Here is a 21,914-nt window from a genome sequence, read left to right as displayed (position 1 = left end):
CTACGTTTAAATCTGTACAAGTCAACGTTCTTGTACAGATATTTTGCTCAGAGACCGGCCACCGCCAGTTGGCGACGCAGATCGGCGACCTCGGCTTCCAGCTCGCGCACCCGCTCCTCGGCGGCGATCTGCGCCGAGACATCGTGTTGAATTCCGATGTAGTAAGTCAGCTGGTCCGCCTCGTTACGCACCGGGGTGATGGACAATTCGTTCCAGAACAGGCTGCCGTCCTGGCGATAGTTGCGCAGCACCTGGCGGCAGGGTTGGCCCTTGCGGATCGCCTCGCGGATCGCGGCGATGCCCGACTGTTGCCGATCCTGGCCCTGAAGAAAGCGGCAGTCCTGGTAGAGAATATCGTCCGCGCAGTAGCCGGTGAGGCGCTCGAAGGCAGGATTGGCGTAGATCAGGATGCTTTCTGGGCCCTCCTGCTCGGCGACGACGATGCCATCGTTGGAGTGCTCGACCATCAGTTGCAGGAGTTTTGCGTTGATCATTGGGGACACCCATGGAAAGCCTAAGCGGTATGGCGGGCGCAACGGTACAAAGCGCCGGCGCGATTCGCTACATAATGGCCTACCTGAGCTCGCCGCAGAAAGAGCGTATGGGTTTAGAATGTGCCATCTTTCCGACGATCCCTCCTGATGACCGAAGCCATCTCACCCGATTTATTGCCCATGCGCGACGTGGTCAGCCTGACCGGCATCAATCCGGTGACCTTGCGCGCCTGGGAGCGCCGCCACGGGCTGATCCGCCCGCAGCGCACCGACGGTGGCCATCGCCTGTACACGCCCGGCGACGTGCAGCGCATCCGCGACATCCTGCACTGGACTGCCAACGGCCTGCCGATCAGCAAGGTCGGCGAAATGCTCGCCGCCCAGCGCCAGGCGCCCGTGCAGCAGGACTCGGCCTTCCACGACTGGCGCGCCACTGTGAAACGGGCGGCGATGGCATTCGATGCACGGGCGCTGGAAGGTGTCCATGGCCAGCTGTTCACGCTCCTGCCCAAGGCTACCGTGCTGCGTGAGGTGCTGCTGCCGGTGTGGCAGGAAATGGCGGCAGGCAGGGCCTTCGGGGAACGCAGCCAATGGTTGTTCCTCGACACCTTCCTGCGCGCCCGCCTGCTGCTGCGCCTGCAGATGAACCAGGCCGATGCGCCAAGGGTGCTGCTGGCCGGTACCGAGGGGCATGCCGAACTACCGTTGCTGTGTACCGGCCTGCTGCTGAGCGCCGAGCAACAGCGCGTCGACGTGCTCGGCTGCGGACAGCCGTTGGAGGAACTTCCGCTGGTGTGCGCGGCAACCCTGCCGGCAGCGCTGGTGATCGCGGTGCAAGGGCCGGTGAACGCCGGCCTGGCCAGGCGGCTGCGCGCATTGCAGATGGAGATTGCCTGCCCGATGGCCCTGACCGGGGTGGCGGGTTCGCAAGCGGTGTTGCAGGGCATTCCGCTGCGTGTGCTGGACGAGCAGGGGGATGATGTGGCGGGGATGCTCAACGCCTTGCTCAGGGGCGCCCTGGATCTCTGAAAGCAGGGCGGCGGTGCCGATTTGGTCAACGCCAAACAGAATTGAATTTTGCCCTGCATGAGCGGTTCTACCACAGCGAGCTCCTCGATTCTTCTTGCCCGGAGCCTGACCGCAGGAGAACCGAGTGCCTAGAATCATCACCCCATCGACCCCCGAACACGAAATCACCGAACATAACGCCAGGATGTTCGGCTCGCCCAAGGAGCGCCTGGACTTCTACCGGCGTGAGATCCAGTACGAAACCAGCATCCTGGCCAATCGCACGGACGCCTATCTGGCAGCCCAGTCGTTTCTGGTCATCGCGTTCGTCTCATCCATGGGCAACCTCAATCAGGGGTGGGGCGAGATGTTCACCCTGATCGTGCCTGCGTTCCTTGCCTTGCTCGGGGTATTGAGTTCGCTCAATGCCTGGCCAGGCATTCGGGCGGCGTACAACATCATCGATCACTGGCAACTCAAGCAGAGCCACTTGCTGCGCAGCGAGCCCTTGATGGGGCTGGCCTACGACGAGTCCCCCCTGTTCTGCGAGGCCGAAACCTCACGTGCGGGGCATCGCAAGTCATTGCTCTTTTCACTGCGTACCCCGTGGATCTTCCTGGTGTTCTGGGTGCTGCTGGGTAGTTATTCGGTGTATATCCAGCTGGCGTGAACAACCCAAAGCATGGCCCCGGCTCGATGCAGGCTGGGGACGAGGGGGCCATGCGCCAATGTCAGCGCCCCAGCGCTGCGATCAACTGCTCGTTGAAGACGGGGATATCGTCGTGTCTCCTTTTTTGATAGGTCTGAAAGGGCAGGCCTCGGGCCTGGCGTGAAGTTCCAGCGGATTCCCGGAAGGCTGGCATCACCTCTTGCCAGGCAGCACCGCACCCAGTACCTGCTTGGCCGTCTGCACGATCACTCCGGCCTCGTCAGGGTCGCCCTTGAGCAGGGTGCTGGCGAATTTCTTCGCCTGCTCCAGCTTGATGTGCGGCGGTAGCGGGGGCACGTTGGGGTCGGTCTTGAATTCGATCAGCACCGGGCGGTCGGCGGCCAGGGCCCGTTCCCAGGCGCTGGCGACCTCGTCCTCGCGCTCGACGAAGATGCCCTGCAGGCCGATGGAAATGGCAAACAGGTGGTAGGGCACGTCCGGTATGGACTGGGAGGCCTCGAACTTCGGGTCGCCTTCCATGACCCGCTGCTCCCAGGTGACCTGGTTGAGGTCCTCGTTGTTGAACACCGCGCAGATCCACTTGGGGTTTTCCCATTGCTGCCAGTACTTGGCCACGGTAATCAGCTCGGCCAGGTTGTTCATCTGCATGGCACCGTCGCCCACCAGGGCAATCACCGGGCGTTGCGGGTAGGCGAACTTGGCGGCGATCGCATAGGGTACGGCGGCGCCCATGCATGCCAGGCCGCCGGACAACGAACACTGCATGCCTTGGCGGATCATCAGGTCACGCGCGAACCAGTTGGCGCAGGAACCGGAGTCGCTGGTGATGATGGCCGCATCCGGCAGGCGCGGGGAGAGCTCGTGCACCACCCGCTGCGGGTTGATCGGGTCGGCCTTGGCCAGGGCGCGTTTTTCCAGGGTCTTGTCCCAGCGTGCGCGCCAGCCTTCGATCTTCTTGCGCCAGCGCCTGTCGGGCTTGTGTTCGAGCAATGGCAACAGCGCCAGCAGGGTTTCGCCAGTGTCACCGACCAGGTTGACCTCCATCGGGTAGCGCAGGCCGAGCATGTCGGGCTGCAGGTCGATCTGCACGCCGCGGGCCTGGCCTTCCTTGGGCAGGAACTCGGAATAGGGAAAGCCGGATCCGATCATCAGCAAGGTGTCGCATTCGGTCATCAGCTTGTAGCTGGGCTCGGTGCCGAGCAGGCCGATGGAACCGGTGACCCAGGGCAGGGTGTCCGGCAGCACGGCCTTGCCCAGCAGCGCCTTGGCCACGCCCGCCCCAAGCTTTTCGGCCACAGCCTCCACCTGTTCGCTCGCCTGCAGGGCGCCGGCACCGACAAGGATGGCCACCTTGCGCCCAGCATTGAGTACGTCGGCGGCCTGCTGCAGGTCAGCCGTGTAGGGCAGTACCCTCGGCTTGCTGTAGCCGACGCCGGAGTGCACGGTGCCATGAGCCCTGGCGGGCGCTTCATAGGGCAGGTCCTGCAGGTCATTGGGCAGGATGATCGCGGTTACCCGGCGCTCGCCCACGGCCGTGCGCACCGCGCGGTCGAGCAGGTGGCGTACCTGGGCAGGGGTGGACGCCTGCTGCACGAACGCCCCGGCCACATCCTTGAACATCGACAGCAAGTCCAGCTCCTGCTGATAGTGCCCGCCCAGCGCCGCCCGTGCCTGCTGGCCGACAATGGCCAGCACCGGCTGGTGGTCCATGCGCGCATCGTACAGCCCGGTGAGCAGGTGCGAGGCACCGGGGCCCGAGGTGGCGATACATACGCCCAGCTCACCGGTGAACTTGGCGTGGGCGCTGGCCATGAACGCGGCCATTTCCTCATGGCGGGCCTGAATGAACGCGATCTTGCCGTTGGCCCGGTTCAACGCGCCGAACACACCGTTGATGCCGTCGCCCGGGTAACCGTAGATACGCCGCACGCCCCACTGGTACAAACGCTCGACCAGGAAGTCACCTACCGTCGTTGTCATCGTCGTGTCCCTGTCAGTGATGGATAGGGTCTGGACTGGGCCGCGAAGGGGAAAGTTTCACTGGATGTACCTGGTCGCCCGGCAGGAACCTCGACGCTGGCAGCGGATTCTCAAGGGTATCGCCCAACCTCATCGCGAGGCCCTCATGCTTGCCCTCGACAGCACCATCCAGCCGCAGAAGACGCTGCATTTCGCCGATGACGGCGCGACGCCGAACAGCCGCTTCGCCGTGTTGCTCTACCGCCTGCGCCTTGCACCGGCCGAGGACAACGCCGGCGCCTTCGAGGCGTTGTTCGCCGCTCACCAATGGACGCCGTTGTGGCGCGACGGCATTTTCGACTACCAGCATTTCCACCCCAATGCCCATGAGGTGCTGGGTGTCGCCTGCGGGCAGGCGCGGGTGACACTGGGCGGCGCGGGCGGCCAGACGTTGACCGTGAGAGCGGGCAATGTCCTGGTGCTGCCGGCCGGCACCGGCCATTGCTGTGTCGAGCACAGCGAGGACTTCCTGGTGGTGGGGGCTTATCCGCTTGGGCAGGAGAAGTACGATATTCAGCGGCCCGAGGACGGCGCGCACGACCAGGCGCTGGCGCGCATCGCCGCCGTGCCCCGGCCAGCGCAAGATCCGGTGACCGGCGCACGAGGCGCCCTGATGACGCTATGGCGCTGATCACCGGCCAAAGGCGTTCAGGCCTCTTTGAGGCGCAGCATGTCTTCCTGGGGTAAAGCGGTGACCTTGATCGCCCGCACCGGCACGGCAAACTTGGCGCCGATCCTGGAGAAACGCTCCAGCAGATGGAAATTGATGGCCTGCTGGATATCCATGTACAGGTTGTAGCCGGGGTCCTTGACGATATACACGCACTCGAATTCCAGCGCCTCCTTGCCGAAGCCGCGCAGGTGCGCGCGGTCGAAGCGCGCCTGGCCCTGTGCCTTGATCGCTTCCTCGATGATGCCGGGTGCCTTCTTCACGGCATCGGTGGGGGTGTCATAGGACAAGCCGAACTCGAAGACGATGCGTCGCTCCTGCAAGCGCTTGTAGTTCTGGATGGTGCTGCTGATCATGCTGGCATTGGCCATGACAATCTGCTCGCCGCCCAGGCTGCGGATCCGCGTGGTCTTCAGCCCGACATGCTCTACCGTGCCGGCCAGGGGGCCGACGACGATGAAGTCGCCCACCTCGAAAGGCTTGTCCACGGCGATCGACAGCGAGGCGAACAGGTCGCCGAGGATGTTCTGCACCGCCAGCGCCACGGCGATGCCACCCACGCCAAGGCTGGCGACGAAGGCAGTGATGTTCACCCCCAGGTTGGACAGCATGGCCAGCACCACCACCGACCACAGCAGTACCCGGGCGCCCCAGGCCGAAAGGGTGGCCAGCGCGCTGCCTTGGTTCAGCCCCTCGTTGCCGTGCCGGGCGAAATAGCGGCGCAGGCCCAGGGCGATGGCGCGGTTGGCCCATAGACCGATCTGCAGCGCCGCCACCACGAACCACAGGCTGCCCACCCGGGCCAGCCAGCGCTCAGGCAGGTCGAGCATACCCAGGCCCACCAGCAGGGAGGCGAGTAGCAGCAGGGCATTGCTGGTGCCGCCGAGCACCTTGGCCAGCACCTGGCTGAACGCGCCGTCGTGTTCGGACCAGCGGCGCACCCGCCGCTGCACGAAGCTGATCGCCGCCCGCGCCGCGACAAAGGTCAGGGTGGCGACACCCAACGCCAGCAACAGGTTGAGGATGGAGATACCGAATAGCGTGGTATCGGTGAACAGTTCAATGATGCGGTCATTCATGAGTGGCTCGCCTCCTGGTTGCCCTCGGTGATGTGCAGCGTCCTTTCATGGGACGTCGAGGTGCGGCCAGAGGTCGATCGGATTTTCCCGACCGGGTTTTCGGAACGTCTTGACCCTGCCAGCGCTCCACCGCGTTACATGGCTTGTCCACTTCGGATACACCATCCCAAGGAATTGCGTGCGCGCCTGACCGGCACCTTTACGCTGATCTTCAAGCCTCACATGGCAGTGAGTGACAGACGCAGACCAGGGTAGGGCGCACGCGTGCCTGGTCCGCCTACTGGCGCTTGCGTTCAAGTGCCGCCAGCACCCAGCCCGCCACGAATCCCAGGGCCAAGGCGGTTGCCAGGATGGCTGCGGGGTGGCGTTGCAGGCGCTCGACACCCGCCAGCAGACGCCGCCCCTGCACCGCTGCGAAGGCTGGGGCTTCAGGTGTCGATGGCCGCTGTCCGGGCTGTTCGACTTCACCGGCCCCCTCGTCAGGGGGCCAATGCTTGAGGCGCGACACTGCCAGGGGAGTGCCGTCCGCCAGGGTCAATACCAGGTCCTTGATCTCGCCGGCGATGCGGTTCGCGAACACCGGCTCGCCCGTGGCATCGAGGTTGTCATAGATGAATCGCCGCCCCTCCAGCCACCACACGGCGGTCAGCAGTTCCGGCCCCAGGTAGTACTTGCCGTCGAGGAAGAAGCCGGTGAACGGATGCACCCGCTCGAGGTTGTCCACGGCATAGCGTTCTCCCGGCTTCATGCCGGTGGCGGGATCGATCATGGCTGCACCCTCCGTGTGGCTGTAGCGCGAAAAACACGGCCGTCCTTATCCAGGTCGACCGGATCCGGAAGCCTATCGATACGGACATCGCGGGTACCGCGACAGATCAAAGCTCTCATGGGTTGGATCTCCTGCGCACTGTGGTGACGGGTCTATGCAGGGGAAGCCAGGGAGCGCGGTAAAGTTCAGGCGCAGATCACCAGTGGCATTGCGTTGTGGTGACCATCCAGGCGGCTGGACGGAACCTCGTACGGCGCGCAGCCATCTTCCGTAAAAGAAAGCAGGGCGGCCCGCGATGAATGCCTTCAGCGACCCGATGACCCCGGCGCAATGCCGGCTGGCAGCAGTCAACCGCTGGTTCGACACCTACGACAACCACGCCCTGCGTCGGCATTGTCCAAGCACCTACCACGACGAACTGTTGCGCCAGGCCGATGAGATGGATCGGCAGCGGTTGATCGACTGGACCGAGTGGCGCGACCTGCGCCGGCTTGCCGATCGTGCGTTCGTGAAGGCGGTGGCAGGTGCGGACTATCACGTTGAATAGAACCTGCGGTGGCCGACCATTCGTCCTGTCGATCGCACTTCGGGCGTGGCAATCATTTCAACCGTTCAGCCAAACTCACTCAGGAGTGAACGACATGCCCCGTGGAGACAAAGGCAAGTACACCGAGAAACAGAAGCGCAAGGCCGAACACATCGAGCAAAGCTACGAGCACAAGGGCCTGTCCAAGGACGAGGCCGAGGCTCGCGCCTGGGCTACCGTCAACAAGCAATCCGGCGGCGGTGACAAGGCCGGTGGGTCGGGCAGCAAGACATCGCCGAGTGAAAAGAAGACAGCACGCGCCGATTCGGCCAAGCGGGCGGCGCAAACGCGTCAGGGCCATGCGCGTGAGTCAGGTGCGTCACTGGGTACGCAAACCAAGGAAAGCCTCATGAAAGAGGCGCGAAGCAAAGATATCAAGGGGCGTTCGAGCATGACCAAGGCGCAACTGGTCGAGGCACTGCGCAATAAAGGCTGAGGCGGTACTGATCGGCCGATAACGGTTCCAGGCTTGGAGGAGGGCGGCCATGCGCTGCGAGGCGAGGTGCCTAGCCGCCCGGATGCTTCAGTCCTTGCTGGCGTTGAGCTTGCGCAGCTCTTCGTAAGTGGCGGACTGGACGAACCAGAAGCCGGAGACGATGCACCATCCGAGGCTGCCGGCCACGAAGACACCCAGGGCTGGCAGGAATCCGCCGGTGAACAGGGTGATGAGCGCGAACAGCCAGATAACGGCCAGGGAGATGTAGAGAACGATGTTGTTGACGCTGATGACGAAGTCTTTCACGAAGCGTATTCCTTGCGGGATATCAAAAAATTGCCCCTCCAGGGGCGCGCAGATGCTATCACATTGCTGCCATTGAGGGCTTGACCCACGACTGATACCTGCTGTTGAATATGCGCCCTCGAATCCCCGCAACCTTTCCCCAAAGTGGTGAAGCCAGTGCCCTGCGCCATCAAACACGCCTGATACCGACGACGGTCCATCGTGCCTGATGGCTGCCCGTGCTTGCGCGCGGCGGCGCTTCATCCTCGTACCTGCCTGATCCTGTCGTCGGTTTTTCCCTATTTCCAAGGAGAAACCCATGAACATGGATTTTCGTGCCGACGCACATTCCCTCGAACTGCTCAAATACCCCCGCACAGCGCATCTGCAAGGCTCGCGTCTGCAGGACGGCGACAGCGATGCCGGCCAGGTGGCCTATGGCTCGTTGGTTGGCCAATGGCTGGTGGTGGAAGAGAAACTCGACGGCGCCAACGCCGGCATCAGCTTTACCAACGGCGGCGAGCTACGCCTGCAATCGCGTGGCCATTACCTCAGCGGCGGTGGTCGCGAGCGCCAGTTCAACCTGTTCAAGCAATGGGCCGTGGCCCACGAGCACTGGTTGCTGGAGCGTCTTGAAGACCGCTTCGTGCTGTATGGCGAGTGGCTGCACAAGAAGCACTCGGTGTTCTACGACCACCTGCCGCATTTCTTCTGCGAGTTCGACGTGTGGGACCGCGCCACAGGCCAGTTCCTGTCCACCGCGGCGCGCCGACATCTGCTCGCGGACGGCCCGGTGCTGTCGGTACCGGTGCTGTACGAAGGCCCGGCACCGCGCCGCTACGCCGAGCTGATGGCATTGCTCGGCGACTCGCTGGCCAAGACCGCGCGTTGGCGCGAAGTGTTCGAGCAGGTGATACGCCGCGAAGGCCTCGACCTGGCCCGCGCCTGGCGCCAATGCGACCGCTCGAGCCGCATGGAGGGGCTGTACCTGAAGCTCGAAGACGAGCGCCAGACCCTGGGCCGGCTCAAGTGGGTGCGCCAGGACTTTGTCCAGGCCATCCTCGACGCCGACCAGCACCATGCCAACCAACCGTTCATACCCAATCAACTGGCCGCCGGTGTCGATCTCTACGCACCGCGCCTGTCCCTGGACTGGCACGGCGAACGCCGCGGCGACTGTGGAGCTTCCTGAAATGGATATTCGACAACTGCAACAACTGGTGCCCGACCCCGGGCACGACATGGACTGCGCCGCCTGCCTGGCGGCTATCCCGGCCCTGGCACGCCTGGCCGACACCCCGCAGGATCCGACCTATCACGCCGAGGGCGATGTGTGGGTCCATACCCGGCTGGTGGTCGAAGCGTTGCTGGCGCAGAGCGCTTACCGCGACGCCAGCGCCGAGCAGCGCTTCGTGCTGTTCTTCGCCGCCTTGCTGCATGACATCGCCAAGCCCGACACCACGGTGATCGACCCACAGACCGGGCGTATCGGCCAACCCGGCCACTCGCGCCGGGGCGCGGTGGATGCACGCCTGCTGCTGTGGCGCGCTGGCGTGCCGTTCGCGCTGCGCGAACAGATCTGCCGGATCATCACTGTGCATCAATTGCCGTTCTTCGCCTTGCAGGGCGACCGCAGCGGACGCAGCGCGGAGTTTCTGCTGCACAAGCTGTCCTGGGAACTGCCGGTGTGGATGCTCTGCGCGGTGGCTGAGGCCGACATGCAGGGCCGCCACTATGCCGGCAAGGCCGATGTGCTGACCGCCATCGAGCTGTGGCGCGAACTGGCCGCAGAGGAGGGGTGTTTGTACGGCCCAAGGCCGTTTGCCGACGACTACACGCGTATTCAGTACCTGCGTGGCGCCCGCGTGCACCCGGACTATGCGCTGCACGAACCCCAGGGCTCCCCGGTGGTGATGCTCTCCGGCCTGCCGGCCAGCGGCAAGGACACCTGGACTGCCCGACACCACCCGGACCTGCCGGTGGTGTCGTTCGACGACGCGCGCCAGGCCCTGGGCCTGCGCCACGGCCAGAACGAAGGCGCCGCCGCGCACTACGCCATCGACCGGGCCAAGGCGCTGTTGCGCGAGCGCAGGCCCTTCGTGTGGAACTCGACGCACCTGTCGGCGCAGATGCGCAGCCGGACGCTGGACTTGCTGTACGGCTACGGGGCGCAGGTGGAGATCGTCTACCTGGAGCGGCCGGAGGAGGAGATCATGCGGCGTAACCAGCGACGCGATACGTCGCTGCGCAATGACGATATACGGCGGATGATGTTCAAGTGGGAGGTGCCGTTGCCGACTGAGGCGCATCGGGTGAGGTATGAGGTGGTGACGGAGTGAAGCACAGGGCACTGTGCCAGTTTGGCTGCTAGGCTCTTTGAATGCCTTCCTGCCTATCGAGGAGGGCAAGGTCGAAAGAGCAGCGGTTCATGCACGTTCCACGGAGGGTCACATGCTTATCCGACTCCTGTTCTCAATGCTGTTCCTCACAGTGGCGGTACCGGCCAGCCAGGCAGAGCATCAAAAAAATTATGCCTTGCTGTTTCAGCAACGCCTTGATGTTGCTGACGGTGAGCGACGTACCGCCCAGCACCACGCCACGAGTGACCATCGAGACCACTTTCTTCACGCCGAGCTTGGTCACGCCTTTGACGGTGACGAAGTCGGGAGCCTTAATATTTCATATAGAACAGTTAGCCAAACACCCGATAGAGTGGTTCGATGTTATGAATACCTCTCACTTCGGAGAACGCGAACTATCATGCGCCGCGCCCTTTTCGGAGAGATCAGTCAGACCACTAGTCCAGCCGTTGGCCAGTTCATACCCGACACTGCGTCAGGTTTCCTCGGCTACCGTAGGTGGGAACTGATGCAAGCATAAATGCCGCTCCAATTCTTTTTTCACGTTTTTAGGTTTTCACGCCTATTTCTAAATTCTACATCTTCTTCAGGATTTCCATAACGGAATTTTGTTCTGATGCTAGTCTCATACTAGGCGCGGGGTAGAAGGGGAGAGATACCTCACGGTTCGCGTTGAACCTGCACGCCGATCTTGCGGCTAGTCATGCGTCTGAAGTCCGGTTTAATTGATGCTTGGCACGAAGCCATGTTGAACAGGTCTCCCGTTCAATTTTCACCTCACAGGGACAAAAAAATGGTTCAACTGATCTCTCGTGCCGTAACCGTGTTGGGTCTGCTACTGCCGACGCTGACTCTAACGTCTTGTGGCTCCATTCTCAGCAGCTCCTCCTCCAGCTCGAACGCTTCTGGCGTTGCTTATATGCTACCGAAGGCTTTGCTGCCTGTGGAGCTCACTGAGAATTCTGGCGTATTAATGCTGACAGTCAAGGAACCTTTGATTCTAGGGGATCAGGCACAGCACTATGTACTTGAGCGATCGTCAAACCCATTTAGCAGTGATAACGTTCAAATTACGGTCAATCCGAATACCGGTCTGCTCCAGGCAGTGAAGGTAGAGTCTACGGAGCAGTCGTTATCTACCATCGTAAAGCTGGTGAGTTCAATAAAGGCTGAGGCCGCTGACATCGGAGCAGCTTCGAACCTTGTGTTTCGAGGGCTATTGGACCCGAGCAACATGAACGAAGATTTCAATGAAAGTCTCATGGCTGCCACCAAGGGGTATTTGAATAATCGCCACGCGATGGCCTGCACCAAACCCGACTCGTCCGATTGCAAGGCAGTCAGAAAATTGATAGACACTGTCTCTGGGCGCAGTTTCGGGGTCTATCTCGCATCTGGCACGGCAGCAAGCGTCAACAAAGAGCAAGCTGTAAACTGCAGTCCTGGTCTCTGCTACCGCCAAAATCAGCCCTATGTGTTGAAACTGACAGGGCCGAATGGGGAATCTAATACGGTAATGGCCATGCTACCCAATGGCTCACCTACATACGTTTTGCCGGTTGAACGGTGGGCGTTTGTAAAAAGCACTCATGACATAAAGCTGCAGGACGGTGTACTTCAATCAATCACGACTGATCGTCCGAGTTCTGCTTTGGCTGTAGCTAGTGCACCTGTCGACGGAACGAAAGCCGTATTCGGTGCCATTGCTGAGGTTCTGCAACTCAAAATTGATCTGAGCGGAAAAGAAACCGCTCTTGCCAATGCCCAGGTGGCTGAAATCACCGCCAAGTCAGAGTTGGATAAGGCATTGCTCGCAAAAAACAGTGAAAAGGCAGAGGCGGCGCTATACGGGACTGGGGCTACGGATGCAGTTTTAGCCACACTTACAATCGGGGTTGGACGAACCGATGCGCTCGAGGGGATGCATTCTCAGAATCAGGTTGAGCCTAGGGCCGCACCTAAGCCTGTCAGAGAGTCCCTTTCCAACGACGGAAACATGGGCAACGGGACTGCAAGGATGCGCAAATGAACAAAATCACAAGGACACCCAGCACTAGGTTTCGTTCTGACTTCATGATCCAGACCAATAATGGTGGCCTCCTTGAAAGTGTTCCAGGTTTTAATGCAGCCCGGGTTCTCTCTCAAAATTTTCCCAAGCGTGCTTTGCCTGCTCGGTTAAGGCAAGAGTTTCTTGGTGAGTCGATGGCGTTCGAATATGCCTTCCCGCAGTCGTCATTTGGTAAAGACGATCGAGTACCTATCACCAATACCGCCGCTCTACCGTGGCGATGTATTTGCCAGCTTGTTGTTGAAGGGGTGCATCCTAACCGACAGCTATTAGGGACGGGCTGGCTTGCTGGTCCGCATACGGTGATCACCGCCGGCCATAACCTTTATGATCCGGACAAGGGGCGAGGAGCGTCTCGTATAACAGTCATTCCAGGCCGAGATGGGGATCTAGCGCCTTTTGATTACTACGTTTCTGGTAATTTCAATATTCATGACGGCTGGCGAAATGGTAACAAGCATCAGGATATAGGCGTCATATGGCTGCAAAGGCCATTAGGTGAGCAATTAGGGTGGTTTGGATTCGCTTCGTACACCGACAGTAATCTGTCCAATTTAATCGTCAACACATCGGGCTATCCTGCCGATAAACGAATAGGGACCCAGTGGTTCAACGCCGGGCGCATAGATGGCATGGATGCTGATACTTTGCTATATGGCTTAGACACTCAGGCCGGGCAGAGTGGTAGTCCGATTTTTCTTTTTGATGAGGACCGACGCCGAATAGCATTAGCTGTGCACGGCTATGGCTTTGATGATCATAATCGAGGTATCCGCATCAATGACGAAGTTTACGATCTCTTCGTCGATTGGGTGCGGTAAATTTACCCTCTGATACGATACGTTGCTGCGCAATGATGATATACGGCGGATGATGTTCAAGTGGGAGCTGCCGCTGCCGACTGAGGCGCATCGGGTTAGGTGTGATGTGGTGACGGGGCGAGAGGGCTTCATGTTCAAGGGCTCACGCTCCTTGGATGGCCCCTGGGTTCACCACTGCAACGTGGCAGCATGCTTCTATACATCAGTTGCAACCGGGGGGGGCGTCTTTCAACGGACACCACGACCCTGTAGTAGGACATTGCTGCAGAGACGTTTAGCACCGCGGAGGGCTCTCGAAGCGGACAGAAATGATCATCCAAGCCTGCAGATGAATTGCGGTTGGACTGAAATAGCCTAAACGGGGAATGGCGTCAGGGCGGATTTTGGGTGGAGGCGTAGTTGGGGAAAAGCGGTGTGTGGAACAAGGAGTTTTGCGTGTGGGACAAGGAAGTGAACATCGCTGAACTTTCATGGAGGCACCTGCCCCGTGATCCAGGAATGGAGGCTTTATCGCTTTGTGTGAGTTGGGTTCAATACGGGGCTCGACTGCCAAGGAAGCCGTTGGCATTCCAGTCAGTGAACGCACCACTGATGTGAATGTGGCTCATTCTATGGCGGGGGCGTGGTTGTCACCGAGATGAAGAAGTCGGCCGGGGGCGCAGCTGGCGATTGCGGTGCGCCTGATGCATCTTGTCATTTGCAATGGCTTAGGGCAGGGTCGATGCCAAGGACATCTCTGCCAAAGGAGCCACACCATGTCGAAGATTTATCCCGGTATCGATCCCGAGGGGCTGGTCGAGTATTCGGTGGTCTACACGGACCGCTCGCTCAACCACATGTCCCAGTCGTTTCAGGGTGTGATGAAGAACATTTCAACCACCCTGAAACAGGTCTACAACGCCCAGGCGGTTGCGGTGGTCCCGGGCAGTGGCACGTTCGGCATGGAAGCGGTAGCCCGGCAGTTTGCCACCGGCCAGCAATGCCTGGTGCTACGCAACGGCTGGTTCAGTTATCGCTGGAGCTAGATCCTTGAGATGGGCAATATCCCGGCGGCCACAACGGTGCTCAAAGCCCGGCCGGTTGAAACGGGGCGCCAGGCGGCCTACGCCCCGGCCCCTCTGGAAGAAGTGTTGGCGGCCATTGAGTCGCAGAAACCGCAGATTGTCTTCGCCCCCCACGTTGAAACCTCATCAGGGATCATCCTGCCCGATGAGTACCTGCGGGCCGTGGGCGACGCCGTGCATGCGGTGGGTGGCCTGTTCGTGCTGGACTGCATCGCCTCAGGCGCGATTTGGGTTGATATGCACAAATGCGCAGTCGACCTGCTGATCAGCGCACCGCAGAAAGGCTGGAGCGCCTCACCTTGCTGCGCCTTGGTGATGCTTAGCGCTTTGGCCCTCGAGCGCATCGAATCGACGCAAAGCACCAGCTTCGCCTGCGACTTGAAGAAGTGGCTTCAGATCATGCAGGCCTATGAGCAGGGCGGCCACGCCTACCATGCGACCATGCCCAGCGATGCCCTGGCGCGATTCAACGAAGTGATGAAAGAGATGCAGGCCTACGGTTTCGACAAGATCTGCGACGAACAGCAGGCCCTGGGTGATTGGGTACGCGCGATGATGACCCGCAAAGGCATCAAGAGCGTGGCCGCAGCAGGCTTTCAGGCCCCTGGCGTGGTGGTGAGCTACACCGATGACGCCGATATCAAGAGTGGTAAGAAGTTTGCCAGCCACGGCCTGCAGATTGCCGCCGGCGTGCCGTTGCAATGCGACGAGCCGGCCGACTTCCAGACCTTCCGCATCGGCCTGTTCGGGCTCGAAAAGCTGCACAATCTCGAGCGCACGGTCAGCACCCTTGAGCAGGCGCTGGACGAGGTGATGGTTAACTGAGCGCACGGTTGGAGAACCTGCCATGACAACAGAAGATGCGAGGTCCCGATTCGAAGCCAAGCTTCTTCGTCCGGCAAAGCCCGGTGATGGCAGGTTGTGGGCGTTCGTAGTGCTTCCAAGGGACGCGAGTGAACGGCTTCCGAGGCGGGGAAGGACGTCTGTTGACGGCACGATCAATGGGCATCCTTTCCGGGCAACCCTTGAACCCGATGGGCAGTTGAGCCATTGGTTGAAGGTCAGTAGCGAGTTACTCGATGCGGCGGGTGTGGCTGTTGGAGATATCGTCACCCTCGAACTAGCCCCTGTGAAGAAGGAGCCCGAACCCGATATCCCAGCGGATTTCGAGAAAGCCCTGGCAGCCACACCTGAGGCTCAAAAGGTTTGGAACTCTACGACGACCCTCGCGCGGGTGGACTGGATCCACTGGATTACTTCAGCGAAGCAACTCAAGACGCGTGAAAAGCGAATTGGGGATGCCTGCGAGATGCTTGCGGCCGGTAAGAAGGCGGTTTGCTGTTTCGACTCGTCTGGTTACTACAGCAAAGCATTTCGGGCGCCCGAGGCGGAAAATTGACCTGCGGTGCAGCTCGGGAACATCCAGGGGCGCAATCAGCCCTAAGGCACACACCGTTGCTGATCGAAGGATTGCACGTTGTCGCTTATGGTGGCTGTACGTGGGGCACCTCGTGCGTCTGTTAGACCTCGGGGCCGCTGCGGCCCATCGCCGGCAAGCCGGCTCCCACACCGACCGCGCCGCTCTCACTCCTCCCAGTCCAGTAGATGCTTCAGGCCTTATGCCCCCTGTCCACTGGCGATAAGAAAAAGACCGGGCCTGAGTCGAACTATGATCTCTATGCATGCGTGCCAAACCCCTCAAGGTTATCTCGGTTCTTGCCTTCCCCGCACAAGCGAACAACGCCTGATCGATTATCAATTTTTCGTTAACACCCGTTAACGCCTATCGCAGTTATCACCCTCGCCCTCATCTCACAAAATCCATTCGTCCCCACTCAGCCGCCCACGGCAGGTGGATTGCTCATACGAATGGAAGAGTTGCAATGTCGTCATCAACTGCTGCCTCGGCCACCATCAGTTCGACGCCTTTGAGCCCACAAAGGGCCAGTGATGTCCAGTCAGCATTGAGCTGCTGCCGCTTGTTGCTGCAACTGCATCAGGACCGTGAGCCCCTGAGCGCAGATGGGCATGCGCGTGAGAACGTGCGCAAGTCCGTGAGAAGCTACGCAACCGCTTGTGGCGTCGACTTGCGGCTGAGACGACTTGACCTGTGCGCGCTCAAGCCACAGATGCTGCCACTGGCCTGGCGTACTTGCGCCGGTGACTATCTGCTCCTTGCTCGATTGTCACCGACCCAGGCACTTGTCCAATCACCGCTCTCCAGCACACCGCAGATACTCAGCCGTGAACAGTTGGCCCACTTCTGGACGGGCGAGGTCATCCGGCTACGACAAGGCGGCCTGCGTTTCGACCTTTCCTGGTTCATTCCCGAGTTGCTGCGCCATCGTCGAATTCTGGGCGAGGTACTGCTGTGCTCACTGCTGCTCCAGGTGTTGGCCCTGGCAACTCCCTTGTTCTTTCAAGCGGTCATGGACAAGGTCATGGTCCATCGTGCACTGGCAACGCTGGATGTGCTGGTACTCGCGCTGGTGGTGGTCGGTGTGTTCGAAGTCGTGCTCAAGGGGCTGCGGGAATACCTTTCGGCGCATACCGCCAACCGTATCGATATCGGCCTCGGGGTCAAGCTGTTCCGCCATCTGCTGGGCCTGCCCTTGCTCTATTTCAAGCAGCGGCAGGTCGGCGCGATCATCGCCAGGATCCAGGAGCTGGACGGCATCCGTGAGTTCCTCACCGGGTCGCTGCTCACCCTGTGCGTCGATGTCGCCTTCACAGTGGTGTTCTTCGCTGTCATGGCATGGATCTCCTGGCCACTGACCTTGGTGGTGCTGGCGACCTTGCCATTGTATGTCGCCCTGGCCTGGGCCAGCGCCGGCCCACTTGAAAGGCGTGTCGAGCGCCAGTTCCAGACCACCGCCCGCAACACCGCTTTTCTCAACGAGACGGTCAGCAGCAGCGAGACCATCAAGAGCCTGGCGGTGGAGCCGCGCATGCAGCGGCGCTGGGAGGCGCAGACCGCCGAGATGGTAGAAGCAGGGTTTGCCAGCCAGAGCCTGGGGAGCGCCATCAGCCAGGGTGTGACCTTGCTGCAGAAGGTCACCGCGGTGGCGGTGATCTGCTGGGGGGCTCATATGGTCATTGCACTGGAGCTGACGCTCGGCCAACTGATCGCGTTCAACATGATGCTGTCCCATGTCAGCCAACCCTTGGCCAAGTTGATCGATGTCTGGCAGCAGTTCGTGCAGGTTCGCGTCTCGGTGGACAAGCTGGGCGATATGCTCAACCTGCCGGTGGAACAGACGCAGGGGCAGCAACGGCCGTCAGCCGCGTTGCGCGGCGAGGTGCGTATCGAACAGCTGGCCTTCCGCTACCGCCCGGACCTGGACCTGGTGCTCGATGGGCTGGACCTGCACATCGAGGCAGGGCAGACCCTGGGAATCGTCGGGCCATCCGGCTCAGGCAAGAGCACCTTGACCCGCCTTTTGCAAAAGCTCTACGTCCCGGACGCCGGGCGCATCCTGATCGATGGACAGCCACTCGAGCAACTGGACCCAGCCTGGTTGCGCAGCCAGGTCGGCGTGGTGCTGCAGGAAAACTACCTGTTCAACCGCAGCGTGCGGCAGAACATCGCCCTGCGTCATCCCACCGCCTCCCTGGAGCGGGTCATCGAGGTGGCGCGACTGGCAGGCGCTCACGAGTTCATCCTGCAACTGCCGCTGGGCTACGACACCGTCCTGGCCGAGGCGGGTGGTTCCTTGTCCGGCGGCCAGCGTCAACGCATCGCGATCGCACGGGCCTTGATGGGCGACCCGCGGATTCTGATCTTCGACGAGGCCACCAGCGCACTTGACGATGAATCCCAGGCACTGATCCAGGACAACATGGCGCAGATCGCCGCAGGGCGGACGGTGATCGTCATCGCTCATCGGCTCAGTGCAGTGCGTGACTGCCAGCGCATCATCGCCCTGGAGCAGGGGCAGATCAGCGAGTCGGGCAGCCACGCGCAACTGCTGGCCAACGGAGGTTGTTACGCACGGCTGTGGGCGATGCAGCAAGCGATGCAGCAGGAGGCGCGGGCATGAGCCGCTACCTGACGGGTTTGTCTGGTCGACTGCGCAACGCCTTGACGAGTGCCCGTCGGACTCGGGACGAGTACGAGTTCCAGCCGGGATACCTGGAGATCGTCGAGCGCCCTCCGGCGCCGTGGGCAAGGGGCACCGCCTGGTTGCTGATCGGAACGGTGGTGATCGCCCTGCTGTGGGCGGTGCTGGGTTTTCTGGATATCCATGCCAGCAGCACGGGCCGCTTGATCGTGTCCAGCTACACCAAAGTGGTCCAGGCCCACCAGGCGGGGGAAGTCAGCGCGATCTTCGTCCGAGAAGGGCAGCGGGTGCGCGCAGGTGCGCCACTGGTGGCCCTCAACCCGATCGGCGTTGATGCCGAGCTGCGCGAGTTGCAGGCGCAACTGATCTTCAAGCGCCTAGAGCGGGCCAGGGCCGAGGCGCTGCTCAGTCGCGATCCCCTGACCAGTTACCGACCGCCGGCCGACTTGCCCGCCGAGCAAGTGGCTGCCGCCCGCGCCCAGTTGCAAAGCACAGCCCGCGAAATCGACGCCAACCTCGACAGCCTCGAGGCCGAGATCAGCATCAACCAGGCCAACCAGCGCGCCCGAGCCGTGGAAATCGCCTCCCTGACCAAGCTGGCGAGCAATGTGCGACGCCGCCTCGAAGCACGTCGGGCCATGGCGGACGAAGACCTGATGCCCAGGGTCGAGTTGCTCGAGCAGGAAAAGGAGCAACTGGACGTGGAGCGCTCGCTGGCCCAGCAGCACGCGGAGCTGAACGTGCTCAAGGCCGAGGCACGCAACCGCGTCGAGCAGCGTGACAGCTACATGGCAAAAACCCAGCGTGAACAGCACGACGTGGTCAACAGCAGCCGCCAGGACATCGCCGTGCTGCAAGAGCAACTGGTGCGAGGGCGTGACCGTCAACGCCAGCAGACGCTGCTGGCACCTGTGGATGGCGTGGTCCAGCAGTTGTCGGTACATACCCTGGGCGGTGCCGTACAGCCGGCGCAGCAGTTGCTGATCGTGGTACCGGACGGCAACGAGCTGGATGCTGAGGTAATGGTGCTCAACAAGGACGTGGGCTTCGTCAAGGCCGGGCAGGCCGTCGAAGTGAAGGTCGATGCGTTTCCCTATACCCGTTATGGCACCTTGCAGGGCGAGGTGGTCCATGTCTCCCGGGACGCCATCAAGGATGAGCAGCAGGGATTGGTGTTTCCCACGCGCATCCGCCTGCAGCGCACCAGTATCGCGGTGGACGAGCAATGGATGCCGCTGCAGGCCGGCATGAGTGTGACCGCAGAAATCCGCACTGGCGATCGACGGGTCATCGACTACCTGCTCAGCCCGATCCAGCAGTACCAATCCGAAGCCCTGCGGGAGCGCTGAGCATGAGCGAACTGTTCAGCCATGACGCAACACCGTCACCGCAGTTGCTGGATACTGGCCTGAATGCGCTGGTGTGGGCCGCGCGACGTTTTGACGTGGCGGTGGATGTTGCCCAGTTGCACCATCGCCTTGGCCGCGTGGAGGGCATGGCAACACCGATCGACCTGTGCCGCTGCGCGGGCTGGGTCGGCCTGCGAGCCCGCCTGGTACATAGCACAGTCACGCGCCTGGACAACCTGCCGCGGCCAGCGCTGCTGGAAACTGTGCACGGTTGGGCGGTGCTCGATGGCCTGGCCGACGACCAGGTCACACTGTACTGGCCATTGGAGGACCGTTGCCAGACCCTTAGCACGCAAGCGTTGGGTGCTGTCTGGCGAGGTTCGGTCCTGCTGCTGGCAGACCGGCATGCCGCACTGCAGGCCCCGCGTTTTGGCATCGCCTGGTTCCTGCCTTCGATCGTCAAGCACATCCGGCAGTTTCGCAGTGTGCTGCTGGTGTCCCTGATGCTGCAACTGACGGCGCTGGTCACCCCGATGCTGTTCGAGAACATCATCGACCGGGTATTGGTCAGCCGCGGGCTGTCGAGCCTGCAGGTGCTGGGAATGGCGCTGCTGGGCCTGGCACTGTTCGAGCCCCTGTATGGCTTTGCGCGCAGCTGGCTGTTCTCCAACCTGGCGAGCAAGGTCAACGCCGAACTGTCGGCGCGGCTGTACCAGCACCTGATCCAGCTGCCCCAGGGCTATTTCCAGCAGCGCCAGACGGGCGAGATCATCGCCCGGGTCGGCGAGATGCAGCAGATCCGTCAGTTCCTCACCGGCTCGGCACTGACGTTGGTGCTGGACCTGGCGTTCTGCGGCCTGTTCATCGCGGTGATGTATCGCTATGCGCCCACCCTGACGTGGGTGGTGGTCGGCTCACTGGCCTTGTACTTCCTGTTCTGGCTGTGCGTGGGGCCGTTGCTGCGCAAGCGTGCCCTGCGCGAATACGAACAGGGCGCGGACAACACAGCCTTCCTCACCGAGGCGGTGACCGGCATCGAGACCATCAAGACCAGTGCCACCGAGGAAGGTTTTCAGCAGCAGTGGCAACGCCAGCTGGCAGGCTATGTGCGCGCTGCGTTCTCGACGCGGTTGGTGGGCATCTGCGCGGGGCAGGGCATTGGCCTGATCCAGAAGCTCACCGCCGCGCTGCTGCTGTGGTGGGGCGTGACCCTGGTGATGGATGGCCAGCTCAGCCCCGGCCAACTGGTGGCCTTCAACATGCTGGCCGGCCATGTGGTCGAGCCGATCCTGCGTCTGGCCCAGGTGTGGCAGGACTTCCAGCACACGCTGATCTCACTGCGTCGGTTGGGTGACATCCTCGACACCGAGTGCGAGAACGGTAGCGGTGGGCTGGCCTCGGTGCCAGCGTTGGCCGGCAGCGTGAGCTTCCAGGGCGTGCGGTTCCGCTACCACGAAGATGGCCAGGAAGTCCTGCGCAACCTCAGCGTGCAGATCGAGCCGGGCGAGTTCGTCGGCATCACTGGGCCTTCCGGCTCCGGCAAGTCGACCCTGACCCGGCTGCTGCAACGCCTGTACATCCCACAGCACGGACGGGTGATGGTCGATGGCATCGACCTGGCCATCGCCGACCCGGTGGCGCTGCGCCGCAACATGAGCGTGGTGCTGCAGGAGAGTGTGCTGTTCGCCGGCTCCATCGCCGAGAACATCCGCCTGTGCTGCCCGCAGGCCAGTGATCTGCAGGTCCAGGAAGCCGCCGCACTGGCGGGGGCCGATGGCTTCATCCGGGGCCTGGCCCACGGTTACGAGACCCAGGTGGGCGAGCGGGGCGGCCAGCTCTCTGGCGGGCAGCGTCAACGCATCGCGCTGGCCCGGGCGCTGATCACCAATCCCGGAATCCTGCTGCTGGACGAGGCGACCAGCGCCCTGGACTACGAATCGGAAGCCGCGGTGATGGCCAACCTCAAGCGCATCACCCAAGGGCGCACGGTGATCAGTGTCGCCCATCGCCTCAACACCCTGCGCCATGCCGACCGGATTCTGGTGATCGATCAGGGGCAGGTGGTCGAGCAGGGCAGCCATGAACAATTGCTCGCACTTGGCGGTGTGTATGCCAGGCAATGGGCATTGCAGACGAAGGAATGAAGTACAGCCACGGATGGCGCCGGGCATGTCC

Annotated in this window: 18 protein-coding genes and 2 pseudogenes; 14 read left to right on the top strand and 6 right to left on the bottom strand. The window is 61.7% G+C overall.

Features of this window, described 5'->3' with window-relative positions; genetic code table 11:
- Positions 1-47: 47 nt before the first annotated feature.
- Positions 48-494 carry a PAS domain-containing protein gene (locus tag ACQ4OD_RS01085; protein ID WP_430943737.1) on the bottom strand — a complete coding sequence of 149 codons (447 nt, stop codon included), beginning with the start codon at positions 492-494 and terminating at the stop codon, positions 48-50.
- Between the two features lie 147 nt (positions 495-641).
- Here ACQ4OD_RS01085 and ACQ4OD_RS01080 point away from each other — a divergent pair, with 147 nt between their 5' ends.
- Positions 642-1,523, top strand: a complete 882-nt coding sequence (locus ACQ4OD_RS01080; protein ID WP_102681969.1) for a MerR family transcriptional regulator — start codon at positions 642-644, stop codon at positions 1,521-1,523.
- Positions 1,524-1,647: 124 nt separating this feature from the next.
- The gene (locus ACQ4OD_RS01075; protein ID WP_023630687.1) at positions 1,648-2,172 is read left to right on the top strand and encodes a hypothetical protein; all 525 of its coding nucleotides are present in this window, start codon (positions 1,648-1,650) and stop codon (positions 2,170-2,172) included.
- A gap of 192 nt (positions 2,173-2,364) precedes the next feature.
- On the opposite strand, the gene ACQ4OD_RS01070 is transcribed toward ACQ4OD_RS01075, so the two are convergent.
- Complete coding sequence (locus ACQ4OD_RS01070) at positions 2,365-4,152, bottom strand: thiamine pyrophosphate-requiring protein (protein WP_430943736.1); 1,788 nt, start codon at positions 4,150-4,152, stop codon at positions 2,365-2,367.
- 145 nt (positions 4,153-4,297) lie between these two features.
- On the opposite strand from ACQ4OD_RS01070, the gene ACQ4OD_RS01065 reads away from it, so the two are divergent.
- Positions 4,298-4,822, top strand: coding sequence for a cupin domain-containing protein (locus ACQ4OD_RS01065; RefSeq protein ID WP_430943788.1), 525 nt, complete (start codon positions 4,298-4,300; stop codon positions 4,820-4,822).
- 17 nt (positions 4,823-4,839) lie between these two features.
- On the opposite strand, the gene ACQ4OD_RS01060 is transcribed toward ACQ4OD_RS01065, so the two are convergent.
- On the bottom strand, positions 4,840-5,940 hold the full coding sequence (locus ACQ4OD_RS01060; RefSeq protein WP_198754165.1) for a mechanosensitive ion channel family protein: 1,101 nt from the start codon (positions 5,938-5,940) through the stop codon (positions 4,840-4,842).
- A gap of 498 nt (positions 5,941-6,438) precedes the next feature.
- A pseudogene (locus ACQ4OD_RS01055) lies at positions 6,439-6,709 on the bottom strand (short chain dehydrogenase); the annotation flags it as partial.
- 295 nt (positions 6,710-7,004) lie between these two features.
- On the opposite strand from ACQ4OD_RS01055, the gene ACQ4OD_RS01050 reads away from it, so the two are divergent.
- Together ACQ4OD_RS01050 and ACQ4OD_RS01045 are read left to right on the top strand one after the other, a co-directional pair.
- Positions 7,005-7,256, top strand: coding sequence for a hypothetical protein (locus tag ACQ4OD_RS01050; protein WP_102681973.1), 252 nt, complete (start codon positions 7,005-7,007; stop codon positions 7,254-7,256).
- Between the two features lie 94 nt (positions 7,257-7,350).
- On the top strand, positions 7,351-7,731 hold the full coding sequence (locus ACQ4OD_RS01045; RefSeq protein WP_110704365.1) for a termination factor Rho: 381 nt from the start codon (positions 7,351-7,353) through the stop codon (positions 7,729-7,731).
- A gap of 87 nt (positions 7,732-7,818) precedes the next feature.
- On the opposite strand, the gene ACQ4OD_RS01040 is transcribed toward ACQ4OD_RS01045, so the two are convergent.
- On the bottom strand, positions 7,819-8,037 hold the full coding sequence (locus ACQ4OD_RS01040; RefSeq protein ID WP_050705559.1) for a hypothetical protein: 219 nt from the start codon (positions 8,035-8,037) through the stop codon (positions 7,819-7,821).
- 298 nt (positions 8,038-8,335) lie between these two features.
- On the opposite strand from ACQ4OD_RS01040, the gene ACQ4OD_RS01035 reads away from it, so the two are divergent.
- Together ACQ4OD_RS01035 and ACQ4OD_RS01030 are read left to right on the top strand one after the other, a co-directional pair.
- Positions 8,336-9,208 carry an RNA ligase family protein gene (locus ACQ4OD_RS01035; RefSeq protein ID WP_430943735.1) on the top strand — a complete coding sequence of 291 codons (873 nt, stop codon included), beginning with the start codon at positions 8,336-8,338 and terminating at the stop codon, positions 9,206-9,208.
- Position 9,209: 1 nt separating this feature from the next.
- Positions 9,210-10,355, top strand: a complete 1,146-nt coding sequence (locus tag ACQ4OD_RS01030; protein ID WP_430943734.1) for an AAA family ATPase — start codon at positions 9,210-9,212, stop codon at positions 10,353-10,355.
- Positions 10,356-10,488: 133 nt separating this feature from the next.
- Here the strand turns inward: ACQ4OD_RS01030 and ACQ4OD_RS01025 are convergent, their stop codons facing one another.
- Positions 10,489-10,659 (bottom strand): hypothetical protein, encoded by a 171-nt coding sequence (locus ACQ4OD_RS01025; RefSeq protein WP_430943733.1) that lies wholly within the window; start codon positions 10,657-10,659, stop codon positions 10,489-10,491.
- A 510-nt stretch (positions 10,660-11,169) separates the two neighbouring features.
- Between ACQ4OD_RS01025 and ACQ4OD_RS01020 the strand changes: the two genes are divergently transcribed.
- The 7 genes and pseudogenes from ACQ4OD_RS01020 to ACQ4OD_RS00990 all read left to right on the top strand — a co-directional run bounded on the left by ACQ4OD_RS01020 (position 11,170) and on the right by ACQ4OD_RS00990 (position 21,883).
- The gene (locus ACQ4OD_RS01020; protein ID WP_430943732.1) at positions 11,170-12,405 is read left to right on the top strand and encodes a hypothetical protein; all 1,236 of its coding nucleotides are present in this window, start codon (positions 11,170-11,172) and stop codon (positions 12,403-12,405) included.
- Positions 12,402-13,265 carry a trypsin-like serine peptidase gene (locus ACQ4OD_RS01015; protein ID WP_430943731.1) on the top strand — a complete coding sequence of 288 codons (864 nt, stop codon included), beginning with the start codon at positions 12,402-12,404 and terminating at the stop codon, positions 13,263-13,265. Before ACQ4OD_RS01020 ends, ACQ4OD_RS01015 begins: the two co-directional genes overlap by 4 nt.
- 755 nt (positions 13,266-14,020) lie before the next feature.
- Positions 14,021-15,154, top strand: a pseudogene (locus ACQ4OD_RS01010) (alanine--glyoxylate aminotransferase family protein).
- A 22-nt stretch (positions 15,155-15,176) separates the two neighbouring features.
- On the top strand, positions 15,177-15,728 hold the full coding sequence (locus tag ACQ4OD_RS01005; RefSeq protein ID WP_430943730.1) for a YdeI/OmpD-associated family protein: 552 nt from the start codon (positions 15,177-15,179) through the stop codon (positions 15,726-15,728).
- Between the two features lie 565 nt (positions 15,729-16,293).
- Positions 16,294-18,369 carry a type I secretion system permease/ATPase gene (locus ACQ4OD_RS01000; RefSeq protein ID WP_430943787.1) on the top strand — a complete coding sequence of 692 codons (2,076 nt, stop codon included), beginning with the start codon at positions 16,294-16,296 and terminating at the stop codon, positions 18,367-18,369.
- Positions 18,366-19,739: an HlyD family type I secretion periplasmic adaptor subunit gene (locus ACQ4OD_RS00995; RefSeq protein WP_430943729.1), complete on the top strand. Its 1,374-nt coding sequence runs from the start codon at positions 18,366-18,368 to the stop codon at positions 19,737-19,739. The genes ACQ4OD_RS01000 and ACQ4OD_RS00995 overlap by 4 nt, the downstream gene beginning before the upstream one ends.
- Before the next feature lie 2 nt (positions 19,740-19,741).
- Positions 19,742-21,883: a type I secretion system permease/ATPase gene (locus ACQ4OD_RS00990; protein ID WP_198754175.1), complete on the top strand. Its 2,142-nt coding sequence runs from the start codon at positions 19,742-19,744 to the stop codon at positions 21,881-21,883.
- The last annotated feature ends 31 nt before the right edge of the window (positions 21,884-21,914 follow it).

The sequence above is a fragment of the Pseudomonas sp. WC1 genome (assembly GCF_050586565.1).
In the GTDB taxonomy this organism is placed as follows: domain Bacteria; phylum Pseudomonadota; class Gammaproteobacteria; order Pseudomonadales; family Pseudomonadaceae; genus Aquipseudomonas.
This window is presented reverse-complemented; position numbering and strand designations above follow the sequence as displayed.

Coding starts and splice junctions, on each gene's coding strand:
- ACQ4OD_RS01085 (WP_430943737.1), bottom strand. CDS start 494: ATGATCAACGCAAAACTCCTGCAACTGATGGTCGAGCACTCCAACGAT.
- ACQ4OD_RS01050 (WP_102681973.1), top strand. CDS start 7,005: ATGAATGCCTTCAGCGACCCGATGACCCCGGCGCAATGCCGGCTGGCA.
- ACQ4OD_RS01015 (WP_430943731.1), top strand. CDS start 12,402: ATGAACAAAATCACAAGGACACCCAGCACTAGGTTTCGTTCTGACTTC.
- ACQ4OD_RS01005 (WP_430943730.1), top strand. CDS start 15,177: ATGACAACAGAAGATGCGAGGTCCCGATTCGAAGCCAAGCTTCTTCGT.
- ACQ4OD_RS01070 (WP_430943736.1), bottom strand. CDS start 4,152: ATGACAACGACGGTAGGTGACTTCCTGGTCGAGCGTTTGTACCAGTGG.
- ACQ4OD_RS01060 (WP_198754165.1), bottom strand. CDS start 5,940: ATGAATGACCGCATCATTGAACTGTTCACCGATACCACGCTATTCGGT.
- ACQ4OD_RS01035 (WP_430943735.1), top strand. CDS start 8,336: ATGAACATGGATTTTCGTGCCGACGCACATTCCCTCGAACTGCTCAAA.
- ACQ4OD_RS01045 (WP_110704365.1), top strand. CDS start 7,351: ATGCCCCGTGGAGACAAAGGCAAGTACACCGAGAAACAGAAGCGCAAG.
- ACQ4OD_RS01020 (WP_430943732.1), top strand. CDS start 11,170: ATGGTTCAACTGATCTCTCGTGCCGTAACCGTGTTGGGTCTGCTACTG.
- ACQ4OD_RS00990 (WP_198754175.1), top strand. CDS start 19,742: ATGAGCGAACTGTTCAGCCATGACGCAACACCGTCACCGCAGTTGCTG.
- ACQ4OD_RS00995 (WP_430943729.1), top strand. CDS start 18,366: ATGAGCCGCTACCTGACGGGTTTGTCTGGTCGACTGCGCAACGCCTTG.
- ACQ4OD_RS01030 (WP_430943734.1), top strand. CDS start 9,210: ATGGATATTCGACAACTGCAACAACTGGTGCCCGACCCCGGGCACGAC.
- ACQ4OD_RS01080 (WP_102681969.1), top strand. CDS start 642: ATGACCGAAGCCATCTCACCCGATTTATTGCCCATGCGCGACGTGGTC.
- ACQ4OD_RS01065 (WP_430943788.1), top strand. CDS start 4,298: ATGCTTGCCCTCGACAGCACCATCCAGCCGCAGAAGACGCTGCATTTC.